The organism is Pedobacter psychrodurus (assembly GCF_032678585.1).
Taxonomy (GTDB): Bacteria; Bacteroidota; Bacteroidia; order Sphingobacteriales; family Sphingobacteriaceae; genus Pedobacter; species Pedobacter psychrodurus_A.
Genome location: NZ_JAVTSN010000013.1, coordinates 15,388 through 37,741 on the forward strand (window position 1 = coordinate 15,388; position 22,354 = coordinate 37,741).

Sequence of the window (22,354 nt, forward strand, 5' to 3'; positions counted from 1 at the left end):
TCCATTTCCCTCCGTCCATTGGTTGTCAGTGGGATCCTAGTCCCGGCTGTTGATTCTTCTATCTCTCTCTCTTTTTATTTCATTAATAAATTCGAAATATTCCTTATTGTTAACAGTAGCTTGGTTAAATTCTTCCATTGTAAAAACATTAATTTTGAAAAGTTTTGCTAAAGACCTCACCATGGTTTCATCATCGTTTACCACTATGGTAGTCGAATGACTTATGCACATATGAATCATTTCTAAAAATGAATTCCCAAGTGCACGGTAAGTTCGCCTGTGCTCCAAGACAAATTCGAATCCTATATCACTGGTTTCTTTAATGCTTACTAGCCCTTTATCATGTAAACTCCGTACTTGGGCGATAACCTGTCCATTATGCCGCTTCAATTTAGCGTTACACACCAATATCGGGACTTCAATATTGGAAAGTATACTGACCTTTTGGAGAAGGAGCAAGTCATTTGTGTCATAAAATGTAAACATATCAATCTCCTTATTTTAGTATAAACTGAACCTATTGTAGCCAAATCTCCTATCTATCTCCTCCATGGTTATATTCAACATTTCCGATACCTTTTCTTTTGAAATTCTTTTCTCCATATAGCCTCTAGATATCAGCCGAGTGAAACGCTGCGGTTCCTCACGGCCTTTAATGTAATTGCCGAAATCGAGACCCTGACTTAACCATTCTTCATAAAGCTTGCTCCATGCCTTGCATGTTTCGTCTGTAATTAATCCATTACTATTAGCACTATAGATAATGCCTTGTATGGAAATTCCGTACATTTCCTTAAGAATTTTTAATTCTTCCAAAGAAATCGTGGTCCTGTTTTTTCCTATAAAGTCTATCAGTGCTTCGCCTGGAAGCAAAAGCGCAGATGCAAATCTATTGCATAGCCTTTCTTCTAATTCCTTAGTGACTCCCTCGCCAAATTTCAAAATCAGATGGGCACTTTCATGAACGATAGTGAATCGTTTCCGAGTAATCTCCCTTATATGATCATGATTGATATTAAGGAGGATAAAAGGGATTTCTCTAACACCACTTTTCATGAAACCACATAATCCAGGAGATTCAGTTTTACGGTCAAAACTGATAATTTTTATTCCTTTGCTCTCCAATAACACAGATATATCATCGATTGGGCCATCATAAAGTTTCCACTTTTTTCTAACTCTTGATGCAGCTTTTTCAACATCCTTATAATTATTTATGATTAAGTCTACTACTGGATTCTCAAATACAATTTGTTCATCCATAATACTTTCCAGCTCAAGGTAGTTTTCTGAATAATCTACAACAAGATTGTAGATTTCTTTGCGCTCGACATCCGAATCTTCGAGTTTTTCTCCAAGTCTGAAGTCGGCCAGCTCTAAACTAGTTTCTTCGATATGAAACAAACTCCATACATCAACACTTAATGCGTTAGCTACTGAAATCAATGCTTTATTGCTTGGCCTAATGGTTCCTTCCTCATATTGCTGAATAGCCGCTTTTGAAAGATTGGAAAGATCCGCTAGTTGTTGTAATGAAAACTTGCGGTTAAGTCTATATTGTTTTATTTTTTCGCCAATTGTCATATGCATAATTCGTATAGTCAAATATATAAAATTAAAATTCACTATACGACCATAAGTTTTCCACAATTAATGTGGATAATGCATTTATATTAAAACTTAGATGTGGTGTCTTGTCGACTTTTTCAGCTAGATATGATTCTAATTTAAATGCTCGCATCTTTCAATTAAAATCCGTAATTTCATTTTTGTAATAAACTGGATTATAAACTCTTAATTTTTTAAAATGGCAAAATGGGCTGACTATCTCATATCTGGGATTTGGCAAACGACAACAAATAATTCAACTTACATTTCTTATGTGTTCCTACATTTAGATACAGAAAAAAATTTTCAAGGTGGGGTTAAAACTAGCAAAGCTGATGTAATAAAATTAATTAAAGCAGGTAAAACGGTAAAAACCATAGTATGGAATTACACTACTGGTAAATGGAATCTTGGTGCGGATGTAAGTTATATTACGGTAAGCGGTACTGAATATTTAAGAAGTCATCAGGACAGGACTGTCAATGATAATCTAGACAATATGATTCCAATGAATCATTTTATTTAGCTGCTATGTGTAGAGAACTAAAGTATTAACCACTTCTGTATTAGATAACTGGCCTTAATTAAAAGTTAGTTCTTTTTCCATTTTTAAGAATTTCAATCCATGTTAATGTTTAACAACTAGAGCAATATTCCGACACCCTGTAAGCCTACTTATTCTGCAGGTCATTATTTTGAAAGGAAAAATAGTATTAATCAATCCGCTGGATGGATAAACCAGGGTCGAACTCATCTTAAATAAAATTGTTTTAAGGTTTTGCTTGCCTGTCTAGTGCACAAACCAAATTATTTGACCCCTTTGCAGCAATTTTTAATTATTTATAAGTGTCTTTAAAATAGTGTGTTAGAGTATATTTGTCATTGGCGAGACGGAGTCAATTTACTTCAGCTTATCCAATCCTGCAGCATCCCAGATCAATCGCAGGAGTTTTTTAATAGTATGGCGGAAAATGTCATTCTCTTTTGGATCATTGATATCGATTCCACAGACCTACTTTTATTTGTTTCAGCATGTCAAACATTATAACAAATGCCACCAAGTATGATGGCAAAACATGCACTTAGGGAAATATCCGAATCTTTTGTATTCTTATTGGTGCTCGAGAAAGAGGGAGGCTTTTCTCTTCTGCTGTTCTGACACTTCGCGCATCGTAACGTTTGATACTGAGACTTGCCAAGGGATGAATTTTTGCATCTCCAGATTGCTAGAGAAATGATCAAACTGGCTTTGGTAAATCTCAGTAATGAAATTACATAGATCAGCGACCGTTAGCATCTCCCTTCTTCCATTTTTCAAACACTGGTGCTCAGAAGTCTGTGCTATGGATATATTCTCTAACCAGGTTATTAAAGTCAACGAAATAATTGTAAATATTCTTTGGATCTAAATTAGCTGTTTCTGCTAACCGAAAGTCCTGTATGCCCCTCTATTCTCATAATATCTCCAACTGCCTGAAGTATGGCTGTTATGGTCTCCTCGGAGTTTCTTTTCTTAAATATATTCTTTCTCTTCATCTATTAGCAGCAAGCTTAATATTTGCTTCTTTTACTGGAAGCGGGTGCCCATTTTTAGTTCTTTAGCGATATCTTCAAAGGCATTGAGTACCTTATCCAAATGTAATCTCGTATGGGTAGCCATTACGCTCATGCGGATCCTAGAATCTTTTTTAGATACCGCTGGATACATAATTGGATAGCATACTTGCAGAAATATGCAGTTTTAGCTTACCATTCCTAACTTTCACAGACAAATATTCTTGGGATTTGATCGTTAAATATAAGTACTTAAATCTTGAGCGTTATGAAATCTGCTTATCTATATGTTCGTGTTAGCACCGATGAACAAAAAAGAAAAGGTTATTCATTGCCTGAACAGGAGGATCGGTTGATCAAGTACTGTGAGTCTAACAAATTGGAGATACGGGGAGTTTACCGAGAAGACTTTTCCGCAAAAACATTCAATAGACCAGAATGGAAAAAATTGCTGTCTATATTGAAAAAAGACAAAACTAAGGGAGAAAAGAATGTTCTTTGCATTAAGTGGGACAGGTTCAGCCGTAATACGCAACTTGCCTACGAAATGATAGAGATATTAAGGAAGTGTAATACAAAAGTAATGGCAATCGACCAACCTGTCGATCTTGAAGTCCCAGAAAGTACTGTTATGCTTGCTGTTTATTTATCGGTGCCTGAGGCTGAGAATGCAAGAAGAGCATTGAATACCTCCAACGGTATGCGCAGAGCTAAGGTAATGGGAAGATACCCTTGCAGGGCTCCAATAGGTTTTGTTAACCTTACAACAATTGAGGGTAAGAAATACATTGCACCCCAATATCCTGAAGCAGCAATCATAAAATGGATATTTCGTGAGTTAGCAAAAAATAAATACAGAATGTCGGTTGTTAGGAGAATGGCAATTGATAAAGGATTTTTCTGCACATCTTCCTATTTCTCCACCGTGGTGCGTAATCCAGTTTATTGTGGCTTAATCAAGGTTGTCCAGAATGATGGTGAAATCGAAATGATTAAAGGCAATCATGAGGCCTTGGTTTCTGTGTCCACATTTTATGAAGTGCAGGATATTATTAACACAAAGAGAAAAGTTTTGCCAAGGAAGGATGATTTGAAGAAAGCATTTTTTCTTACAGGGCTGCTAATCTGTCCCCGCTGTGGCCGAAAACTCTGCGGAAGCTTTTCTCGAGGTTCTCGAAGCCTTTATCCTTATTATCATTGTCGGGGGAGATGTAAAACTAGAATTAGTTCGGTAGTATTAAACTTGAGCTATGAAAAGCAAATAGAACAGTTAGTTTTATCTAAAGATGCAAGTGAGCTTTTTGTTAGAATTATGGATGATTCAGATTTGGAAAATACTAAAGGTGAGTTCCTTAATGAAAGAGCAGAAATTAGGAGACAGATTTTAAGAAAAGACATCGCAATGTCTAAAGCTCGAAATCTTTTTGTGGAAGGGAAATTGACATTTCAGGATTTCCGTGAGCTAAGAAAAGAATACTTGGCAAGGAAGATTTGTTTAAAGAATGAACTAGAACAAAATGCCAAAAAATTGGAGCACATAGATCAACAAGCAAAGCTTAATTATGGAAGTGTAATTGAAATTTTTAAGATTTATAAAACATTGGACACAGCAGACAAGAAACACTTTGTCAAATTTTTTCCACCGGTAAATATCGATTATTCAAGAGGCGACCTCACTATCAAGCTGCCATATGGACTGTCAAAAATACTCAGATTCAAATCTTAAATCGCTAATAATATGAATTTTATCGAAAGAAAAATATCTGTCAATAAAGCTATTTCACTTTTGGCAAAGAATAATGTAAAAGTTAACGAAAAGGAAGCCGACATTATATTGGATTTCCTTTACCTAATAGCTAAGAATAATCTCAGAGAGCCAAAACCAGAAAATCCTTTAAACCTTAAGAGGAAGTCGAACAAGCCAAAATCCACTTAGAGGTATTTGAGATGCAGCTTTTTAGACCACTTTGGATAAAAGTTTAGGGAGTTTTTTTATGATTGTCGAACACCACTTGGCCAAGTTGTAAAGATTTGGGCCACAGAATTTTATTGGCATAAAAAAAGGAAACAACAAAAACATGTTGCTTCCTTAAGTAGGTCAATCCGCGGAAGTTCGAACTTTTATGAGCATTGCGAAGCGATAGTTGATTTTGAGAATTTGTTAAACAATAAGGTGGAAAGGCAGTATCGTAAAAAGAAATTATTATAAGTTTTACCAAGGAATTTATCATTTTGAAATCTATTCCAATAGCCTCTTCAATGAATTGTTTCGCCCATTTTTGTATTATCAAGAAACGACCGTTTTTTGATAATTGGAAGAAGAGAAATAATGATCGCAATATTTCTCTTGCTCTGCCGTGTATTAGAACCCCTAGCTGAACTATCATAGATAGCTTAAACCTTGGTCTTGCAGCTTTGAATTGGTGCTTGCTCTAAAAAACTGTTAAATAGCAAATTAAATTGTTCAGAGAAATCCAAAAGGCGTACCAGTTAATGCAATAACGTGATCGTAAATTTGAGGTATTCCCTTTTATAAGTCCAGCAACTTCTAAGGCTTTAAGATGCTTTGCAACTGAAGATTCTTCAATTGGCAGATCGTTTATTACTCCTTCAGTACAACTTTCTTTCCTTGCAAGCCGGATCATTATAGCCATCCGGGCTGGGTGTGCCAAGACCCGCATGAACTTTGCAAGCTGCTTTTCTATTGGCGCATAGTCTCTGGTGTTGACCTCCATTTGGTTAGTGTTATTTGGCTAGTCGCAATGCATCTGCAAATTCACTTTGCAACAAACTATTTTCAATAGCTCTTGCTGAGGCTTCTACGTCATATTCAAACCTTATAAACTCTACCTGTATGCTGTTTTTATCTGATAGGGAGCTGTCTGCAGCAATGGTAAGTATCACATAGCAGCCCCTGGGATCTCCGTCTTTAGGCTTTCCTACCGACCCGAGGTTAACTACGTGCTTAAACTTATTATCATTATCCTCTAAAATACGATGGTAAGGCTTGTGAGAATGACCAACAAAGAGCATGTCTGCACCTGCTTCCTGCATCATATCTAAAACATACTTTTCATCCGTATCTATTAAAATATATTCATCTATACTTCTGGTGCTGCCGTGGGCAAAAACAAGATTGAGTGTTTCGGATTGTAGTTTGTATTCCAATTTAATGTGCGCAGGCAGTGTCTTCAGGTAATCTCTATTATCCTGGCTGATTAAATGATACGCATAATTCTTCCCTGGCTCCTGGAGACTATTCGGGGTTGTAATTAATTTTTCAACCTTCTGGTCATGATTACCTTTCAAAGTTCCGATTCCACGCTTACGGATCTCCTGGATAATTTCGTTTGGATAGATGTGGTATCCCACCAGATCACCGAGACAATAAACGGCATCGGGTTTTTGGTCATCCATATCGTCTAACATTGATTTAAATGCAGGTAGATTGGCATGAATATCTGAAAATAGTGCTATTCTCATACCTTATCCTCTACGCAACATGTCTGCATATTCATTCGGAAGAGGACTATCCTCTACGGCTTTAGCTGCCTTTTCTATATCATACTCAAAGCGAATAAATTCGACTTTAACACTGTCCTTATTGTTTACTGTACTATCAGGGTTGATGGTTAAAATAACATAACCACCCCTTGGGTCGCTGTCTTTTGGTTTACCTACTGAGCCAATATTAATGGCATGCCTGAAATGATCCGCACCTTCATTCCCTGAGTTTAAAATTCTATGATAAGGCTTGTGGGTATGGCCAAAACACATAATATCTGCATCTGCCTGTTCCATGATCCGAAGCATGCTTTTTTCATCACGGTCTTCAAAAAGGTATTCATTGACCTTACGGGGGCTACCATGTACAAACAGAATATTGCGTTTATCGTGGTTCAACTGGTATTCTAGTCTAATGTGAGCAGGAAGGGTTCTTAGATAAGCACGCTGTTCGTCCCTTACCACTTCGTTTGTGTAGGAGATAGAAACCTTACCTAATGCTTTTTCTTCTTCTGTTTTATAGGCACAACCGCAATCATCACTAGACCTGCCAATGCCCCAGTCATAATTTCCTGCGATAGTTGGTATGCCTCGTTTGCGAATTTCATCTATTACTTCGTTTGGCCAGATGTTATATCCAACTAAATCTCCAAGGCAATAAATTGCATCAGTGTTTCTGGTTTCAACGTGTTTAAAAAAGGCTTCCAGGGCAGGAAGATTAGCATGGATATCTGAAAAAAGTGCAATTCTCATTAATGTATGGTGTTTAATTTTTTTGACGGATAGTATTTCTTGCGGAAGTAAAAAGCAAGGTTGACCAGGGCAATCAGTGCCGGGACTTCAACCAAAGGGCCAATAACGCCCGCAAATGCTTGTCCCGAATTGATTCCAAAAACACCAATAGCAACTGCTATGGCCAGTTCGAAATTATTTCCTGTGGCCGTAAAAGCAATTGATGTACTTCTTGAATAGTCTGCACCGAAGTAACGGCCAGCAAAAAAGCTGATCACAAACATGATAGAAAAATAAATAACAAGGGGTATAGCAATTCTCACTACATCCATTGGAATTTGTACAATCAGTTCGCCCTTCAGGCTAAACATAATTACGATAGTAAAAAGTAGCGCTATCAAAGTAATTGGGGAAATCAGCGGGATAAACTTGTTTTGAAACCAGTCTTCACCTTTCAGTTTAATAAGGCCGTACCGACTGATTATACCCATTGCAAAGGGAAGCCCCAGGTAGATTCCTACGCTTTTAGCAATCTCGGAAATGGTGATGTTTACTTCAAGGCTCTCCAGACCAAAAAAAGGTGGCAAAACGGTAATAAAGATATAAGCAAACACACTGTAGAGCAATACCTGAAAAATGCTGTTCAGTGCAATCAAGCCTGCTGCATATTCCCTGTTACCCTCTGCAAGCTCGTTCCAGACCACCACCATAGCAATACACCTTGCCAGGCCAATAAGGATCAGCCCAACCATATATTCCGGATAATCTCTTAAAAAAGTGATTGCTAAAAAAAACATTAGAAGTGGACCAATTACCCAATTCAGAACCAGGGATACGCTTAAGACTTTAGTGTCTTTAAAAACTTCTCCCATCTTTTCATATTTCACCTTAGCAAGTGGCGGATACATCATTAAGATCAGTCCGATAGCTAATGGGATGTTTGTGGTTCCACTGGAAAACGAGTTTATAAATCCGGAGGAAGATGGTAGAAAATAGCCGGTAGCTACACCGATACCCATCGCTAGAAAAATCCATAGTGTAAGGTACCGGTCTAAAAAGCTTAATTTTCTTCTTTCGGCAGCAGGTGCACAGTTGTTTGCAGACATAGTTTATGATTGATTATTTAGCAGCAACCGCCACCTGGTGTACACGCTGATCCTGAAGCAGCAAGATTCTGAAATTGTACTTTTTGTTTTACTTCAGGAACACCACATAGTTCCGGAGCAAGGCACGCTGTTGTCTTAGCAATAAGCAGGAAGTTTTTACCATCGTAACCAAGGTCGTATTTACCAATAGTTTGAGCCTGGTATTCTACCTCAATTTCCAGATCTTCCATCGCCAATACTTCTTCAGAAAGAGATATGATGTTTAGCAACTTGCCTGCTTTCAAACGATGCTCAAAATCGTTGGCATCCCAAAGTTGGAAGTTGGCTACTTTTTCATGACGTACCGTACCGCCACAATCAATAAAATCTTTAGTAACAACACCAACTTCGGTCACATGGAAATGTTCAGGAACTGGTGTACCGTTTTCTAATTGAAAGTTTACGCTTTCAGCCTGCGCCAAGTGGGCTTTTATTTCTGATAGTTTCATAATTAAAGATTTAAGTATTTTTATATTGCAATTAAACGATTGATTTGATTAAAAAAAGCTAGCAGCAGCTAGCTTCTAGCTTATATGATCCAAGGAAGGCACCGATTTGGGCTTCCAGTAATTTCCATGTTTCAGGGTTTATGCAATAGCAAACGCTAACCCCTTCGATGGTACCCTGGATAATCCCGACAGACTTTAATTCCCTTAAATGCTGGGAGATTGTAGCTTGGGCAAGACCCAGCTCCTCTACAAGATCTCCACAAATACAAGTATTGAAAACTAGTATTCTTTGCAGAATAGCAATACGTGCAGGGTGAGCCATTGCTTTTAATAGCTGAGCAAGCTGGTTCTGCTCGGAGGTAAACATTTCGGTTTTTGTAAGTCCCATATAATATTGCAATATTACGATTTATTAATGAAACAACAAATTTATCAGAATATTAATTTTAATTCTTCTGATCTCTCTTTTTGCTGCTAAGGTTTAAAATCAAATAACCTAATAGTCCTGATATTACGGAGCCGACAAGAATTGAAAACTTTGCTTCCTGAACAAGCAGCGGGTCAGCGAAGGATAAGATTGATATAAATATGGACATGGTAAACCCGATACCTGCAAGTAGGCCAACACCAAGGATATGAACCCATTTTGCATTTTCAGGTAGCTCACTTAGCTTAAGCTTTACGCTGAGCCATGATATAAATAATATACCCAAAGGTTTACCAATAACCAGACCTAGCACAATGCCCATTCCCAGACCTGTAAAAAGCCCTTCTACCATGCCGTTTTCAAAACGGATGTTGGTGTTGGCCAGTGCAAATATTGGAATGATCAGAAAATTAACGGGTTTAGTAAGTGCATGCTCTAGTTTTTCCAGTGGAGACTCTTTATGATCTGCTGTTGTGGGTAGTGTAAGCGCTATCAAAACTCCTGCAATAGTTGCATGAATGCCTGAGTGATGAACAAAGTACCAGATAAAAATACCTGGAATTAGGTAAAAGGCAAGGTTCTTTAACCCGAAGCGATTAAAGAGGAACAGTAGTATCAATATAGCCCCGGAATAAACCATATTCATATAGTGGAGATCCGAAGAGTAAAATACCGCGATTACTAATATTGCAAGCAGATCATCAACAATAGCCAGGGCAGCTAGAAAGATCTTTAGGGAAAGTGGAACCTTTACTCAGGAGCGATAGAATGGCTAGTGCAAAAGCAATGTCTGTAGCCATTGGTATACCCCATCCGCTAGCAGTTGGCGTATCACGGTTAAATATGGTATAGATTATTGCCGGCACAATGGCACCACCAATCGCACATATAATCGGAAGTATTGCCTTTTTAGGTGAGGAAAGTTCACCTTCCACAATTTCCCTTTTAATTTCAAGTCCCACCAAAAGAAAGAAAATGGCCATCAGGCCATCATTGATCCATAGCGCAACAGAATACTTTAAATGTAAACTGGTGGTTTCATATCCAATTTGATTCGCTAAAAAGTTATCAAAGCCTTCACCCAGTGGCGAGTTTGCTATTATTAAAGACAAAATTAAACAGGAAAATAAGATAATCCCACTTGATGTTGTAGAGTTGAAAAAGTCTTTAAAAACCTTTTTGTTGATCGACATTGGCATATTTTTCAAATATAACATTTTCATTTTTACGGTCTAAATCTGCCTCCTGTTAATTCAGACACCAGAGCAAAACCATAGGTAATGACAGATTTTAAAAATATTTTTCTATTTTTGCATCAATCGAAATGAGAAAAGTTAAACAAGTTTCATATAACCCTGTGACAAAGCCCTGAATTCTTTCAGTGACTCTTTTCTCCCTTAGCATAATCCCTTGCTAGGGCAATGCCCCTTATTTTATAATTTTTGACCTTTAATTTTATTGGTATGTTCTTACGTACACGTTTTTTTGACTTATCTCAAAAAGTCAACTACAAAACCGAAATTTTGGCTGGCATCACTGTGGCCATGACCATGATGCCTGAATCGCTCTCCTTCGCTATCCTTGCGGGTTTCCCCCCCTTGGTCGGTCTTTATGCAGCTTTTATTATGGGGCTTGTAACCTCAGTTCTGGGCGGTCGTCCAGGTCTGATCTCAGGCGGTGCAGGAGCAGTCGTAGTTGTGCTGATTGCTTTGATGCAGGCGCATGGAATTGAATATGTATTCGCCGCTGTAGCCCTCGCCGGCGCCTTTCAGATCCTGGTAGGTCTTTTCAAGCTTGGGAAATTTATCAGACTTGTTCCCCAACCGGTAATGTATGGCTTTGTTAATGGACTGGCAGTTATTATATTCATGGCCCAGATTGAACAGTTCAAAACCATCATCAATGGAAAAGAGGCCTGGTTGACCGGTAGCCCACTTTTAATCATGGCCGGGTTGGTTGCGCTTACCATTGCTATCGTACTATTCTTTCCAAAGATAACAAAGGCGGTACCACCATCCCTGGTTGCTATTATTGTTGTTTTTCTTGTCGTCCTCGGGTTCGGTATCGATACTAAAACAGTAAGCGATATTGCCTCTGTCAGCGGAGGGTTTCCACCATTTCACATTCCTCAGATTCCATTGACATTTGAAACCTTTCAAATTATATTGCCCTATGCCGCGATCATGGCAGGAGTTGGGCTTACCGAGGGGCTGTTAACACTTAACCTAGTAGACGAAATTACTGCAACCAGGGGGAATGGTAACCGTGAATCAATAGCTCAGGGTATTGCCAATATTCTGAATGGCTTTTTCTATGGTATGGGAGGATGTCCAATGATTGCTCAGACTTTGGTAAATCTTTCAGCAGGGGCGAGAGCCCGCCTGTCGGGCATAGTGGCAGCACTCACTATTTTGCTTATCATTCTGTTTGGCGCACCGATAATTGGTTTAGTTCCAATGGCTGCCCTTACAGGCGTGATGATCATGGTGGCCGTAGGAACCTTTGAGTGGATCAGTTTACGGATCATCAATAAAATGCCAAAACAAGATATATTTATTGGCATACTGGTGGCTGCGATCACCATTTGGCTTCATAACCTCGCCCTTGCAGTTTTAATTGGTGTAATTATATCGGCACTTGTTTTTGCCTGGGAGAGTGCAAAAAGGATTCGTGCAAGAAAATTCGTGGATGGAAGTGGCACCAAGCACTACGAAATTTATGGGCCATTGTTTTTTGGTTCAGTTACAGCGTTCACTGAAAAGTTCGATGTTAATGAAGACCCATCTGAAGTAATTGTTGATTTTAAGGACAGTCGAGTGTCGGATATGTCTGCTATTGAAGCATTAAACAAGTTAACAGAACGATACCATCTCGCGGGTAAAAAACTTCATTTAAAACATTTAAGCGAAGATTGTAGGCTACTACTTAAAAACGCTGAAAGTGTTATTGATGTTAATATATATGAAGATCCGACATATCGTGTCGCTATTGACAAATCTTAAGTATAAATTAGAAATTTGGATGGAGCTTTTTATATAGCTCCTCCAGTATTTCCGTTATCATTATTCCCTCGTTTTTTGAAAGATGACTGCTAGTCCTATCACTATTCCACCGTTTTTTGATAGAAATTGAGATGAGTATTTGATAAACAGTTATAGAACTATTGTGTCTTTTCTAGCAGGCCAGCGATGAAGTAAAGTCTACAGTTGTTTCCTTTCAACCATCAAGAAAAAGGAAGAATACAAGTTATCCTATGAGAGATTTTTGGCTATATTGTAATCACCTACATTTATTGAAATGAAAAACGACAAAACATCACAAAACTACACGTTAAACAGACGTAATTTTGTTACTGGAATTATCCCGGTGATAGCTGGCGCAACAATACCATCCTGGGCTTCGGCGAAGGAGATTCAACAAACCAGAGAAGACAATGACTTTCCAGGACTTATTACGCGAGAGAAAAAGCCATTAAATATGGAGTTTCCATTTCCTACGTTAAAAAACAGGATTACTCCAAATAACCAGTTCTTCATCAGGAGTCATTTTAATATTCCCAATATTGATGCTACAAATTGGGAATTAGAGATTGGCGGCAACACCAATCATGTCATAAAGATCAATCTGAGCGAACTTAAAAAGCTTCCTGCAAAAAAGGTAATGGCTACTATAGAATGTGCCGGAAACGGACGTGCTAACCTCGCCCCAAAAGTGAAGGGTTTAGGATGGGAACAAGGTGGGATCAGCAATGCTGAATGGACAGGAGTACCTTTATCCGTATTGTTAAAGAAGGCTGGCATAAAGGTGGGTACGGTAGACATTATTTTGGAAGGGAATGATGAGGGGATGATTACAGAAGAGCCGAAATCACCAGGAAAAATCAAATTCGCCCGAAGCATTCCGTTAAATATAGCAATGCAGGATCACATCATCATCGCCTATGAAATGAATGGAAAACCATTGAGTGCTGAACATGGTTTCCCGGCAAGGGCAATTATTCCAGGATGGTATGGTATGGCATCTGTGAAATGGCTGATGAAAATTACTGCATCTGAAAAGCCGTTTGATGGCTATTGGCAGACGATTGAATATGCTTACTGGAAGCGTGTTGAAGGACTACCTACCTTGACGCCCGTAACCACTACATTGGTTAAGTCTGAAATATCAAGGCCGGTATTGTTTGAAGCGGTGCCGGCTGGAAAACCTTATCAAGTAAGGGGTGCAGGATGGTCAGGTGATAGTAACCTATCGAAAGTAGAAATAAGCACGGATAAAGGAAATTCATGGCAACCAGCAAAATTAATTGGTCCTGCTATCCCTTTCGCCTGGCAGCTATTTGAATTTGAATGGGTGGTTCCTGCTAAGACTGGAAGATATAGTTTAATGGCTAGAGCGACAGATCAAAATGGCAAAACGCAACCCATGGAGCATGATTTAGACAGAAGAACTTACATGGTTAATTTTATCTCGCCAATTGATGTAGATGTAATATAGCTCAATAAGAACAAATTTCAGGATCTTGCGGTTATCGCATAAGGCTTGTTTGGCATAAACAGTTTATCACAATTAATATTCTACATCAAACCATGATCAGATTCACGTCTATACTTCTACTATTTGCTAGTTTCTCTGCACGAGCACAACATGAACACATGCAAATGGCAACTAAAAAAAATGTCTTCCTTGGGCAAATGGCTCATATGATGATGAAGATGGATGAAATATCAGCTACCACATCTGCAGACAGAGATTTCATACAAATGATGATCCCACATCACCAGGGTGCTATTGATATGGCAGAAGAAGAGATTAAGACCGGAAAAAATAAAGAAATGATTCAGCTAGCTAAAAGTATCAAAGCTGAGCAACAAACCCAGATTCAGCAAATGCGACTCCTGCTCAGCCATCCTGAAGGATTTATCGCTACAGGCAACCAACATCAAAACGCCAACCAGAAGATGATGAAAGTGATGATGGAACAAATGCCTGAAGAAAAACAATTGTCTGATACTGATCTGTCCTTTGCAAGGATAATGCTTCCTCACCATCAGGCTGCCATCGACATGGCTAAAGTTGAGTTGCGGTATGGAAAAAATAAAAATGTAAAAAGACTGGCCGAGAATATTATCTCAGATGAACAGATAGAAATCCAACAAATGAAGACATTTACAAACTCCCATTAACATATGAAAAAGATATCCTTGTTTACGCTATTAATATTCAGTTTTGCCCTACAATCAAAAGCACAATCAATCTATGCCCAAGACAGGGTTTATACAGGCAATCAGATATCTAATACGGTTTCTGTCTTAGATCCCTCAACACAAACGCTATTAGGAAATATTGTTCTTGGTAAACCCCAACCTGATATCTTAAGTCCTCTATATAAGGGACAGGCCCTGGTTCATGGCCTGGGTTATTCCCCTAAAAGGCAATTACTAGCAGCGGTTTCCATTGGATCAAATTCAGTAACCTTTATTTCAACAGCAAAAAATAAAGTTTTAAAAACTGTTTATATCGGACGTTCACCGCATGAGGCAACCTTTAACCCTTCAGGATCACAGGCATGGATATCGGTAAGAGGAGAATCGTATATCAGCGTAATTGATGCAAATAAACTGATTGAAATCAAGCAAATTCCAGTAGCCGACGGCCCGGGAATGGTTGCTTTTACTCCAGATGGAAAATGGGCTTATATTTGTTCCAGCTTTACTGCAGAAGTGGATGTAGTGAATGCAACTTCTTATGCTATTGTAAAGCGTATTCCAGTAGTTAGTCCATTTTCTCCAAATATATTCTGTAGTCCTGATGGGAAATGGATTGCATTGACACATAAGGATGTAGGGAAGATCACTGTCATCAGCACGGAGACAAATACGATACATACAGTACTAAATACAGGTCCAATTACCAACCATGTCACTTTTACTTTAGTTAATGATTCACCTGTGATGCTGGCAACCATTGGCGGAGAAAACAGCTTAAAAGTATTTAGTGTTTCACAAGATTTCAAGCTTACTGATAGCGTTGCGACAGGATCATTGCCACATGGCGTCTGGACTTCGGCAGATGGTAAATTTGCATATGTCGGATTAGAAAATGATGACCAGGTACAAGTGGTTGATCTGGTAAAAATGGCCGTTGTAAAAACCATTGCTATTGGACAATGTCCGCAAGCATTGTTGTACGCCGCTAATGCCAGCCCTGCAAATGCCTCAAAAGAAAATTTAACCCCGCTTAATCTTGCAGACAAAAGTCAGGTGATTAAATTGATGAATAAGGATAATTCAATGTCATCAGGCATGCTAAACGTAAGAAGCGTAGGCTTGACTGATCTTGTCCAACAGGACTTTAAAAAACTCGAGCCAAATACTTCGTATACTTTAGCGTTAACCAACTCCTCAAATGATACGTTTAACGCAGATTATGTCATCAATTCTTTTAAGACCGATGAAAAAGGAGCTTTTAGCGGTCAATCCTCGGGGATAATTAAGAGTGTAGGAACAGGTGGCGCCGATTATAAACATGTGGTTCTTATTGATGATCTTTCAAAAAAGCTGGTGATGATCAGTAACTAATGTATTTTAAACCAAAGATATAACTGCCCATAATGCAGCACTTGAAATTACTATCCATAAAATTACGCCTTGTAACAGTGGCATTATCCCCACTGCTTTCAAGATAGTAAATGAGAGTCCGCTTCCTATCAGGAACAAGGTTAAAGTTAAGCCTGCTTTTGCTAATGCTACAAAGTAGGGCGCAAAAGGCTTAATAAAAGGTAAGTAGGTGTTGGCGATCATTGCCAGGATAAATAGCCCTATAAAATAGGGTATACTAACTTTGCTATTGTTGCTTTTGAACAGGAAAGATGTACCAAACGCTACGGGAACAATCCATAGTGCTCTGGCTAACTTAACAGTTGTGGCTATCTGTAGTGCTTGTTCACCATATTTACTGGCTGCCCCAACAACAGAACTGGTATCGTGAATAGCAATGGCACACCACATACCAAATTGTGACTGTGACAAGTTAAGCGCATGTCCGATAGCGGGGAAAAGAAATAAGGCCACCGAGTTGAGTATAAAAACAGTACCCATTGCAACGGAGATCTGTTTTTCTTCTGCGTTCATTACAGGCGACAATGCAGCAATAGCACTTCCACCACAGATCGCCGTTCCAGCTGATATCAAAAAAGATGTTTTACGTTCTATTTTAAATACTTTTCCCAGGATAAAACCAATGATAAGCACTCCGAAAATAGAAACTACGGTAAACAGTACGCCTTCTTTTCCTGCTTTCATTGCACTGAATACATTCATTCCAAATCCTAGCCCGACAACAGAAATTTTTAGCAGCAGGTTTGTGGCCTTGTGATTTAAATGCAGATAGGGATGTTCCATTAGTTGCGCCAATACTAATCCTAGCAATAAGGCTAAAGGAGGCGACATAAATGGAAAGAGGCACAGCAAAACTGCCAGGATGAAGATAATTTTACGGGTGTTTAAATTTAAGTTTAGCAGGTTACCCGCCTTTATTTTAGAAGAATTTGAATTGTCTTTGATTTGTGTCATAATTTTGATTGTCTTTATTTTCTAATTCAAAGATCCATAACTAATAAACCCCGATCAAATCATTAAAACTTATCTTCCATAACTTCATGTTATAGAAGATAAGTTTTTAGACATTATTTATTCCCAACCCCATTTTTTGAAAATGAGATGTCCTTTATCGGATTGCATAAACTTGATAAAATCCTCAGTTTCCGACTTATGCGTACCAGTGCTACCCCTCACTACAGGTGTACCTCTATAGACTGTTTGTGTAACAGGAATCCTAACCATTGAGGTGAGGTCTGGTAAACGGTTATGCCAGGAGCCAAATGTTATCCAGGCATCATATTGAGGATCATTTTTCCATGCAGCAATACCCAATGCCGAATTTGCAAATGTACCTGCTATACGCTGCTGTATGTTTGCAATCAGATCTTGTCGACCTGCCAAATCTTCCCAAAGCCCCATTTGCCCAGCCCCATTCACATCAAGAATTTTCACACCTGGTTTACAGAGATCGCCCAGATTTTTGATGTTTTTAGGATTGCCGGGCCGTACCAGGATCGCTGCCGCACGTTTATATAACTCTGTCCGAGAGTTCGCCACTATCATGTTTGGGTGGTCAGACATGAATTTTGAAAGCATGTATTCTGCTCCTCCAAAGAACAGATCTGCATGTTTCATTGCATCCGGCATCCATTCATTATCTGGCCCGGCAGTGACTTTAATTACGATATCATGCTGCTTTCCAAAAACCTTCGCACATTCATTGATCGGTCCGAGCGGCCCACCGGGACCATAGACATATAAAGTATCGTTTGGGATTTGTGCATTCCCAATGGTCACTACAGCAACGACTGACAATATGGTTAAAAATATATTTTTCATTGTGTTTATGTTTAAGGTAAATCAAAACCAAACTTTTTGTAGATGGCAGCAGCCTGCGGACTGATCAAAAAATCCATAAAATCTTTTGCAGCGGCCGGATGTGGCGCATCTTTTAACTGTCCCGCTATATATTGCGCATGGATATTCTCTTTTTCAGGAATTTCAATGAGCTCAACAGGATGGCCAATCATTTTCTGATAGTAGGCCTCAGTATACCATACTGGAGCGGCGTCACTTTCGTTGTATAGGATCCTCATTGGTGATTGGCGATGATGGATCATGGTAAGATAAGTAGTCTTATCTTTAACTTTATCTTCCATGATGGTAGATTTTAATGTTTCCCCTCCAGCTTTCACATAGGCTTCTTCAATACGTTTACCGATCCCTTCATTCTCTGGATTGGGCATACTGATCCTCAGCTCTTTATTTGCTAAATCTTTGAGTGACTTCAATGCCTTCGGATTTCCCTTTTGGACCATGATTGCCAACCTGTTTCTAGCATATAAAGTCGTTTTGCTAAACCATTCAGGGGTCATGTCTATCCGGTTCTTACCAGCTGTATAAACATCCGGCTTTAAGGTAATTCTCATGTTGCCCACCACAATGCTACCGGTTTTTATTTGTTGGGCTAAAATGCCTGGGGGAAGCGTTTCGGCAAATACCCGCTGATAATGTGGATATGACTTTTTAAAGGCTGCAATTAATTCGTCAATGCACATAAACTGGTTACCGGCAAAGAAAACCACCAGTTGGGGATCATTAATGTCTCCAAAAAGATCAGGCACATTGTCTACTCCAGGTACTGTGAACTGAACTTTACTTTCAGGTGGAGTATTCCAGGGCGGATCAAAGCGATGATCCTGGGCCTTAACATTTCCACAAAGCAATAAAAATGCAACTGTGGCTAAAAAGGTGTGATTTATATATTTCATGATTTTCTAATTATTTGGTTTAAGGATGTACAACTGCCCATCCCTGATATTGACGGATGATGATTTCACCATTGCCGCTGGGTACATAACTGATAAAATCAAATAAGGTATTTTTTTCGATTTTCCTTTCTCTGACGGTATTTTCACATTGTGCAAGAATTACTCCTCTGGATTGCAGTTCTAACAATGTTTTTTCAAAAGATCCGTTCTTCTGGTAAACAGCTACGCCATCTCCAAAGGCAATAAGTTCTGCATTGATTTTCCCTTTTAACCTGGGATCGTCGAGTGCATTTTTTAGGTTTCGAAGTGTTCCTGCAATCTTTTTCTCATCACCGTTATTGATTACATACAGTGCCTTATAATTTTTCAGGGTGGCTTTTGCCCCTGTAAAATTAGCAGGTGTAGCTTGGGCAAAAGTGGCCGAGGTTGCTGCGATCAGCAAAAATAATGTACAGATTAAGGTTATTTTTTTCATGATTTTAGATTTTGATGATTTATTTAGTTGTTAGTTTTACTTGTTTTTCGGAGGTTACAATTGGTGCAAATGGACCATACTTATGTTGATTTTCAGAAAATTTGTCGGCATATGGTCCGTATGGCGCATCAAAAGGTTTTTTTAACAAATCAGGGTAATCTTTTCCCTGATCTTTATGTGGTCTTGGCTGTGAGTTCACAAAAGCAGCGAGATCCCAGGCCTCCTCATCACTTAACTGCGCATCTCCATATCTGGCACCATATGGCATATTGTTCTTTACGAACCCCGCAAAGTTACTGAGTCTATACATCCCTGCGCCATCATTGTAGCTGTGTTTGCCCCATAATGGCGGATAAACATAAGTTAGTTTGTCTTCATCGAGTATTCCCTCACCATTTGCACCATGACAACTTTGACATTTACTGGTATATAAAATCGCTCCATGTTTGACATTCGCTGCCCTATCCAGGAATTTTAATTTTTCGGTTCCCGTTCCAAACACTTTCTCCCCTTTTTTTACACCTGTTCCAAGCCATTTCATATAAGCCAGCATTGCCTGTATCTCTTTACTAGATTCGTCTGGTACTTTGCCTGCAAGACTTCGATTGAAGCACTCTGCAATACGTGCCGATGCAGGTTCAACCTTTCCTGATCTGCCACTCATTTTAGGAAAACTGGAAATAAAACCAGCATAATTATTTCCGAACAGTTTGGTTCCACCCTCGAGGTGACAATTCTGACAATTCATACCATTTGTAATACGGGCTATGGATCCATTTGGCCCAAAATATTTGCTCGTATGTGCTATTAATTCTTTGCCATACCTGATCATCTGGCCGTACTTGGTGTCCGCCGGAATCGTATTTTCATCAGGCGCTTTCCAGGCATCAGCAGGTACAACCTGGCTTTTGACGTTAACAGCAGCTATACCGGTTTCCACATCCTGTTTGGTTTTTGCTGTCACTACATCTGGCTGCCCATTAAAAAATAAAGTGCAGATGAAAATGGTTCCACAAGCAACAAATAGAAACGCAATGATAGCCGTTGTCCTGGCTGTATATATAAGTGCTTGTCTGATTTCTTTTTCTGTTGATTCCTTATTCATAACCAATATTTTTCTGTTACAAATGTGCATTTATTCTACTCATCAGAAAAAGCATAAAAAGTTATTGATGATAACGTAAGGTTATGATGTCAGTACCCGTTGAAACAAATTGTTTGTATCTTAGGTTATCTACTAAAACCGTGTATGATAGATTTCCGTTTGCAAGTATTTTATGCTGTCGCTAAAAGGCTGAATTTTACAAAGGCCTCGGCAGAGTTATTTATCAGTCAGCCTGCTGTAACCAAACACATTAAAGAATTAGAGCAGGAGTTCAAAATGTCATTATTTGAACGCAGTGGAAACAAAAAAATCAGCCTCACCCCAGCCGGCGAATTATTGTTGCATTACGCAGAACAGATTTTTGGAACTTACCGGGAACTGGAATATGATATGAATCTACTTACTAAACAGCATAAAGGAATATTGAGGATTGGTGCCAGCAGTACTGTGGCACAATATATCATTCCACCTGTATTGGCACAGTTTCACAATAAGTTTAAGGATATACAAATTCAACTGGTTACCGGAAACACAGAAGATGTAGAGCAGCGTTTGATTGCTAAGGAAATAGATTTTGGAATCATTGAAGGCATCTCCCGGAACCCACAGATTAAATACGAACAATATCTAAAAGACGAGCTGGTGCTGGTGTGTTCTGGTCACAATTATGCCATGAAAAAGGAAATGATCAAACCGAATGAGTTGAAGGATTATGATTTATTACTTCGTGAACCTGGTTCTGGTACACTAGATGTTATTGCATATGCTTTAAAAGCACACCAGATAAAGGTGGGGGACTTAAATATAGAAATGCAGTTAGGTAGTACCGAAAGCATTAAATCCTATTTGATTCACAGCAAATGCCTGGCTTTTTTATCTATCCACTCCATATTGAAAGAGCTCAAGAATAATGAATGCCGCATCATAGATATCAAGGATATGGTTATCGAAAGGCCGTTTCATTTCATTCAGCTTCATGGTCAGCAGGACGCTCTGGCGGAACTATTTATGCGCTTCGCTAAAAGCTACAACTATAATGTATAGTGTTACCGAAATTTCGAGGCAATATCAGCCAGCTAAAGTGCTGCTGCTCTTTGTTTCTGAAGCTCCTGGAGGTGACGATAAACATTTTTACCTGGGAAATACTAATCTGTTTCGAACAATTTATCTTGCATTTAGTGAGGTATTTGGCGATTTTAAATCTGTAGAAGATTTTTTGCAGTTCTTTAAAGGCACGGGATGCTTTTTGGAACATCTAACTTGTACACCTATTGATAAATCGTCAGTTAAAATCAGAAAAAACCAGAGGCAGGGGGGAATAGAGCAATTAGCTCATAAAATCAGAACATATCAACCCCGATTAATCATGATCCTAATGAAAAGCATTGAACAAGAGGTTAAAGAATCTATTGACCTATCAGGCTTATCGTTTATCGAAGAAATTGCAGTTACCTGCTATCCTGCCGGCACTGAATCAAACAGGCTTACTTGCATCCGGGATACCAGGGTTATCATCTCCAAACTGGCATCGATATTGACATAACATGCAAATATATTGCTGTAATATACCGATACAGAACAAGATGAAAATTCAAGATCAGGAAAACACCAAACAGCATGCAGGAGACCATTTGGCTAATGAAAGAACATTTTTGGCCTGGATCAGAACCAGTATTGGTATCATGGGATTTGGCTTCGTGGTGATGAAATTCTCGCTATTTATCAAGCAGATCAGTGCCGCACTGGGGAGTAAAGTGCCCCTGCACCAAACCGGAGATTCCCGCATTATCGGGATTTTTCTAGTTGCCCTGGGAGCAATTACTATCATTTGTTCTTACTTAAGATATAATTCAACGAAAGAACAATTGAATCAGGGGGTGTATTACCATTCAACACTTTTTGTTAAAGTTTTAACCGCTTTAGTTTTCATAGCTAGTATACTTTTACTGCTCTACCTTATTAAAACAACATAGGCAGTTAAATCA

General features: G+C 38.8%; 23 protein-coding genes and 1 pseudogene. 10 read left to right on the forward strand and 14 right to left on the reverse strand.

The features are described from left to right. Positions 1-36: 36 nt before the first annotated feature. Together R2S57_RS10420 and R2S57_RS10425 are read right to left on the reverse strand one after the other, a co-directional pair. A complete protein-coding gene (locus tag R2S57_RS10420) occupies positions 37-486 on the reverse strand; it encodes a hypothetical protein (RefSeq protein ID WP_316844988.1) in 450 nt (149 codons plus the stop codon). 15 nt (positions 487-501) lie between these two features. After that, positions 502-1,584: an XRE family transcriptional regulator gene (locus tag R2S57_RS10425; protein ID WP_316844989.1), complete on the reverse strand. Its 1,083-nt coding sequence runs from the start codon at positions 1,582-1,584 to the stop codon at positions 502-504. A 223-nt stretch (positions 1,585-1,807) separates the two neighbouring features. On the opposite strand from R2S57_RS10425, the gene R2S57_RS10430 reads away from it, so the two are divergent. The 3 genes from R2S57_RS10430 (at position 1,808) to R2S57_RS10440 (ending at position 5,098) form a co-directional block, all read left to right on the forward strand. Continuing rightward, entirely contained in the window at positions 1,808-2,134 is a 327-nt protein-coding gene (locus R2S57_RS10430; RefSeq protein ID WP_316844990.1) for a DUF3892 domain-containing protein, read from the forward strand. A 1,296-nt stretch (positions 2,135-3,430) separates the two neighbouring features. Next, positions 3,431-4,888, forward strand: a complete 1,458-nt coding sequence (locus tag R2S57_RS10435) for a recombinase family protein (RefSeq protein WP_316844991.1) — start codon at positions 3,431-3,433, stop codon at positions 4,886-4,888. Between the two features lie 12 nt (positions 4,889-4,900). Continuing rightward, on the forward strand, positions 4,901-5,098 hold the full coding sequence (locus R2S57_RS10440; protein ID WP_316844992.1) for a hypothetical protein: 198 nt from the start codon (positions 4,901-4,903) through the stop codon (positions 5,096-5,098). Positions 5,099-5,594: 496 nt separating this feature from the next. On the opposite strand, the gene R2S57_RS30510 is transcribed toward R2S57_RS10440, so the two are convergent. The 7 genes and pseudogenes from R2S57_RS30510 to nhaA form a co-directional block, all read right to left on the reverse strand. Next, complete coding sequence (locus R2S57_RS30510) at positions 5,595-5,897, reverse strand: ArsR/SmtB family transcription factor (RefSeq protein ID WP_088300346.1); 303 nt, start codon at positions 5,895-5,897, stop codon at positions 5,595-5,597. A 10-nt stretch (positions 5,898-5,907) separates the two neighbouring features. Next, positions 5,908-6,645 carry a metallophosphoesterase family protein gene (locus R2S57_RS10445; protein ID WP_088300345.1) on the reverse strand — a complete coding sequence of 246 codons (738 nt, stop codon included), beginning with the start codon at positions 6,643-6,645 and terminating at the stop codon, positions 5,908-5,910. 3 nt (positions 6,646-6,648) lie between these two features. Then, positions 6,649-7,419 carry a metallophosphoesterase family protein gene (locus tag R2S57_RS10450; protein WP_088300344.1) on the reverse strand — a complete coding sequence of 257 codons (771 nt, stop codon included), beginning with the start codon at positions 7,417-7,419 and terminating at the stop codon, positions 6,649-6,651. Then, positions 7,419-8,504, reverse strand: coding sequence for an ACR3 family arsenite efflux transporter (gene arsB / locus R2S57_RS10455; RefSeq protein ID WP_088300343.1), 1,086 nt, complete (start codon positions 8,502-8,504; stop codon positions 7,419-7,421). The genes R2S57_RS10450 and arsB overlap by 1 nt, the downstream gene beginning before the upstream one ends. 17 nt (positions 8,505-8,521) lie before the next feature. Then, positions 8,522-8,992: a DUF6428 family protein gene (locus R2S57_RS10460; RefSeq protein WP_088300342.1), complete on the reverse strand. Its 471-nt coding sequence runs from the start codon at positions 8,990-8,992 to the stop codon at positions 8,522-8,524. A gap of 58 nt (positions 8,993-9,050) precedes the next feature. Further along, complete coding sequence (locus R2S57_RS10465) at positions 9,051-9,380, reverse strand: ArsR/SmtB family transcription factor (protein WP_088300341.1); 330 nt, start codon at positions 9,378-9,380, stop codon at positions 9,051-9,053. A gap of 58 nt (positions 9,381-9,438) precedes the next feature. Continuing rightward, a pseudogene (gene nhaA, locus R2S57_RS30515) lies at positions 9,439-10,618 on the reverse strand (Na+/H+ antiporter NhaA). A gap of 264 nt (positions 10,619-10,882) precedes the next feature. Here nhaA and R2S57_RS10480 point away from each other — a divergent pair. The 4 genes from R2S57_RS10480 (at position 10,883) to R2S57_RS10495 (ending at position 15,997) form a co-directional block, all read left to right on the forward strand. After that, positions 10,883-12,421: a SulP family inorganic anion transporter gene (locus R2S57_RS10480; protein ID WP_088300340.1), complete on the forward strand. Its 1,539-nt coding sequence runs from the start codon at positions 10,883-10,885 to the stop codon at positions 12,419-12,421. Between the two features lie 295 nt (positions 12,422-12,716). Continuing rightward, entirely contained in the window at positions 12,717-13,913 is a 1,197-nt protein-coding gene (locus R2S57_RS10485; RefSeq protein ID WP_008245487.1) for a sulfite oxidase, read from the forward strand. 158 nt (positions 13,914-14,071) lie between these two features. After that, positions 14,072-14,602, forward strand: coding sequence for a DUF305 domain-containing protein (locus R2S57_RS10490; protein WP_056095405.1), 531 nt, complete (start codon positions 14,072-14,074; stop codon positions 14,600-14,602). A 3-nt stretch (positions 14,603-14,605) separates the two neighbouring features. Next, the gene (locus tag R2S57_RS10495) at positions 14,606-15,997 is read left to right on the forward strand and encodes a beta-propeller fold lactonase family protein (protein ID WP_056095402.1); all 1,392 of its coding nucleotides are present in this window, start codon (positions 14,606-14,608) and stop codon (positions 15,995-15,997) included. Positions 15,998-16,003: 6 nt separating this feature from the next. On the opposite strand, the gene R2S57_RS10500 is transcribed toward R2S57_RS10495, so the two are convergent. From R2S57_RS10500 to R2S57_RS10520, 5 genes are all read right to left on the reverse strand, one after another. Continuing rightward, entirely contained in the window at positions 16,004-16,990 is a 987-nt protein-coding gene (locus tag R2S57_RS10500) for a YeiH family protein (RefSeq protein WP_008245480.1), read from the reverse strand. A gap of 117 nt (positions 16,991-17,107) precedes the next feature. After that, positions 17,108-17,857: a substrate-binding domain-containing protein gene (locus tag R2S57_RS10505; protein ID WP_008245473.1), complete on the reverse strand. Its 750-nt coding sequence runs from the start codon at positions 17,855-17,857 to the stop codon at positions 17,108-17,110. Between the two features lie 11 nt (positions 17,858-17,868). Beyond that, entirely contained in the window at positions 17,869-18,789 is a 921-nt protein-coding gene (locus R2S57_RS10510) for a molybdate ABC transporter substrate-binding protein (protein WP_056870676.1), read from the reverse strand. A gap of 19 nt (positions 18,790-18,808) precedes the next feature. Further along, positions 18,809-19,264 carry a DsrE family protein gene (locus R2S57_RS10515; protein WP_008245470.1) on the reverse strand — a complete coding sequence of 152 codons (456 nt, stop codon included), beginning with the start codon at positions 19,262-19,264 and terminating at the stop codon, positions 18,809-18,811. Between the two features lie 19 nt (positions 19,265-19,283). Continuing rightward, positions 19,284-20,369 (reverse strand): c-type cytochrome, encoded by a 1,086-nt coding sequence (locus R2S57_RS10520; RefSeq protein ID WP_082491480.1) that lies wholly within the window; start codon positions 20,367-20,369, stop codon positions 19,284-19,286. 144 nt (positions 20,370-20,513) lie between these two features. On the opposite strand from R2S57_RS10520, the gene R2S57_RS10525 reads away from it, so the two are divergent. From R2S57_RS10525 to R2S57_RS10535, 3 genes are all read left to right on the forward strand, one after another. Beyond that, positions 20,514-21,413, forward strand: coding sequence for a LysR family transcriptional regulator (locus tag R2S57_RS10525; protein WP_056095397.1), 900 nt, complete (start codon positions 20,514-20,516; stop codon positions 21,411-21,413). Between the two features lie 331 nt (positions 21,414-21,744). Continuing rightward, complete coding sequence (locus R2S57_RS10530; protein ID WP_246101505.1) at positions 21,745-21,912, forward strand: hypothetical protein; 168 nt, start codon at positions 21,745-21,747, stop codon at positions 21,910-21,912. A 40-nt stretch (positions 21,913-21,952) separates the two neighbouring features. Then, positions 21,953-22,342, forward strand: coding sequence for a YidH family protein (locus tag R2S57_RS10535; RefSeq protein ID WP_008245456.1), 390 nt, complete (start codon positions 21,953-21,955; stop codon positions 22,340-22,342). Positions 22,343-22,354 lie beyond the last annotated feature (12 nt).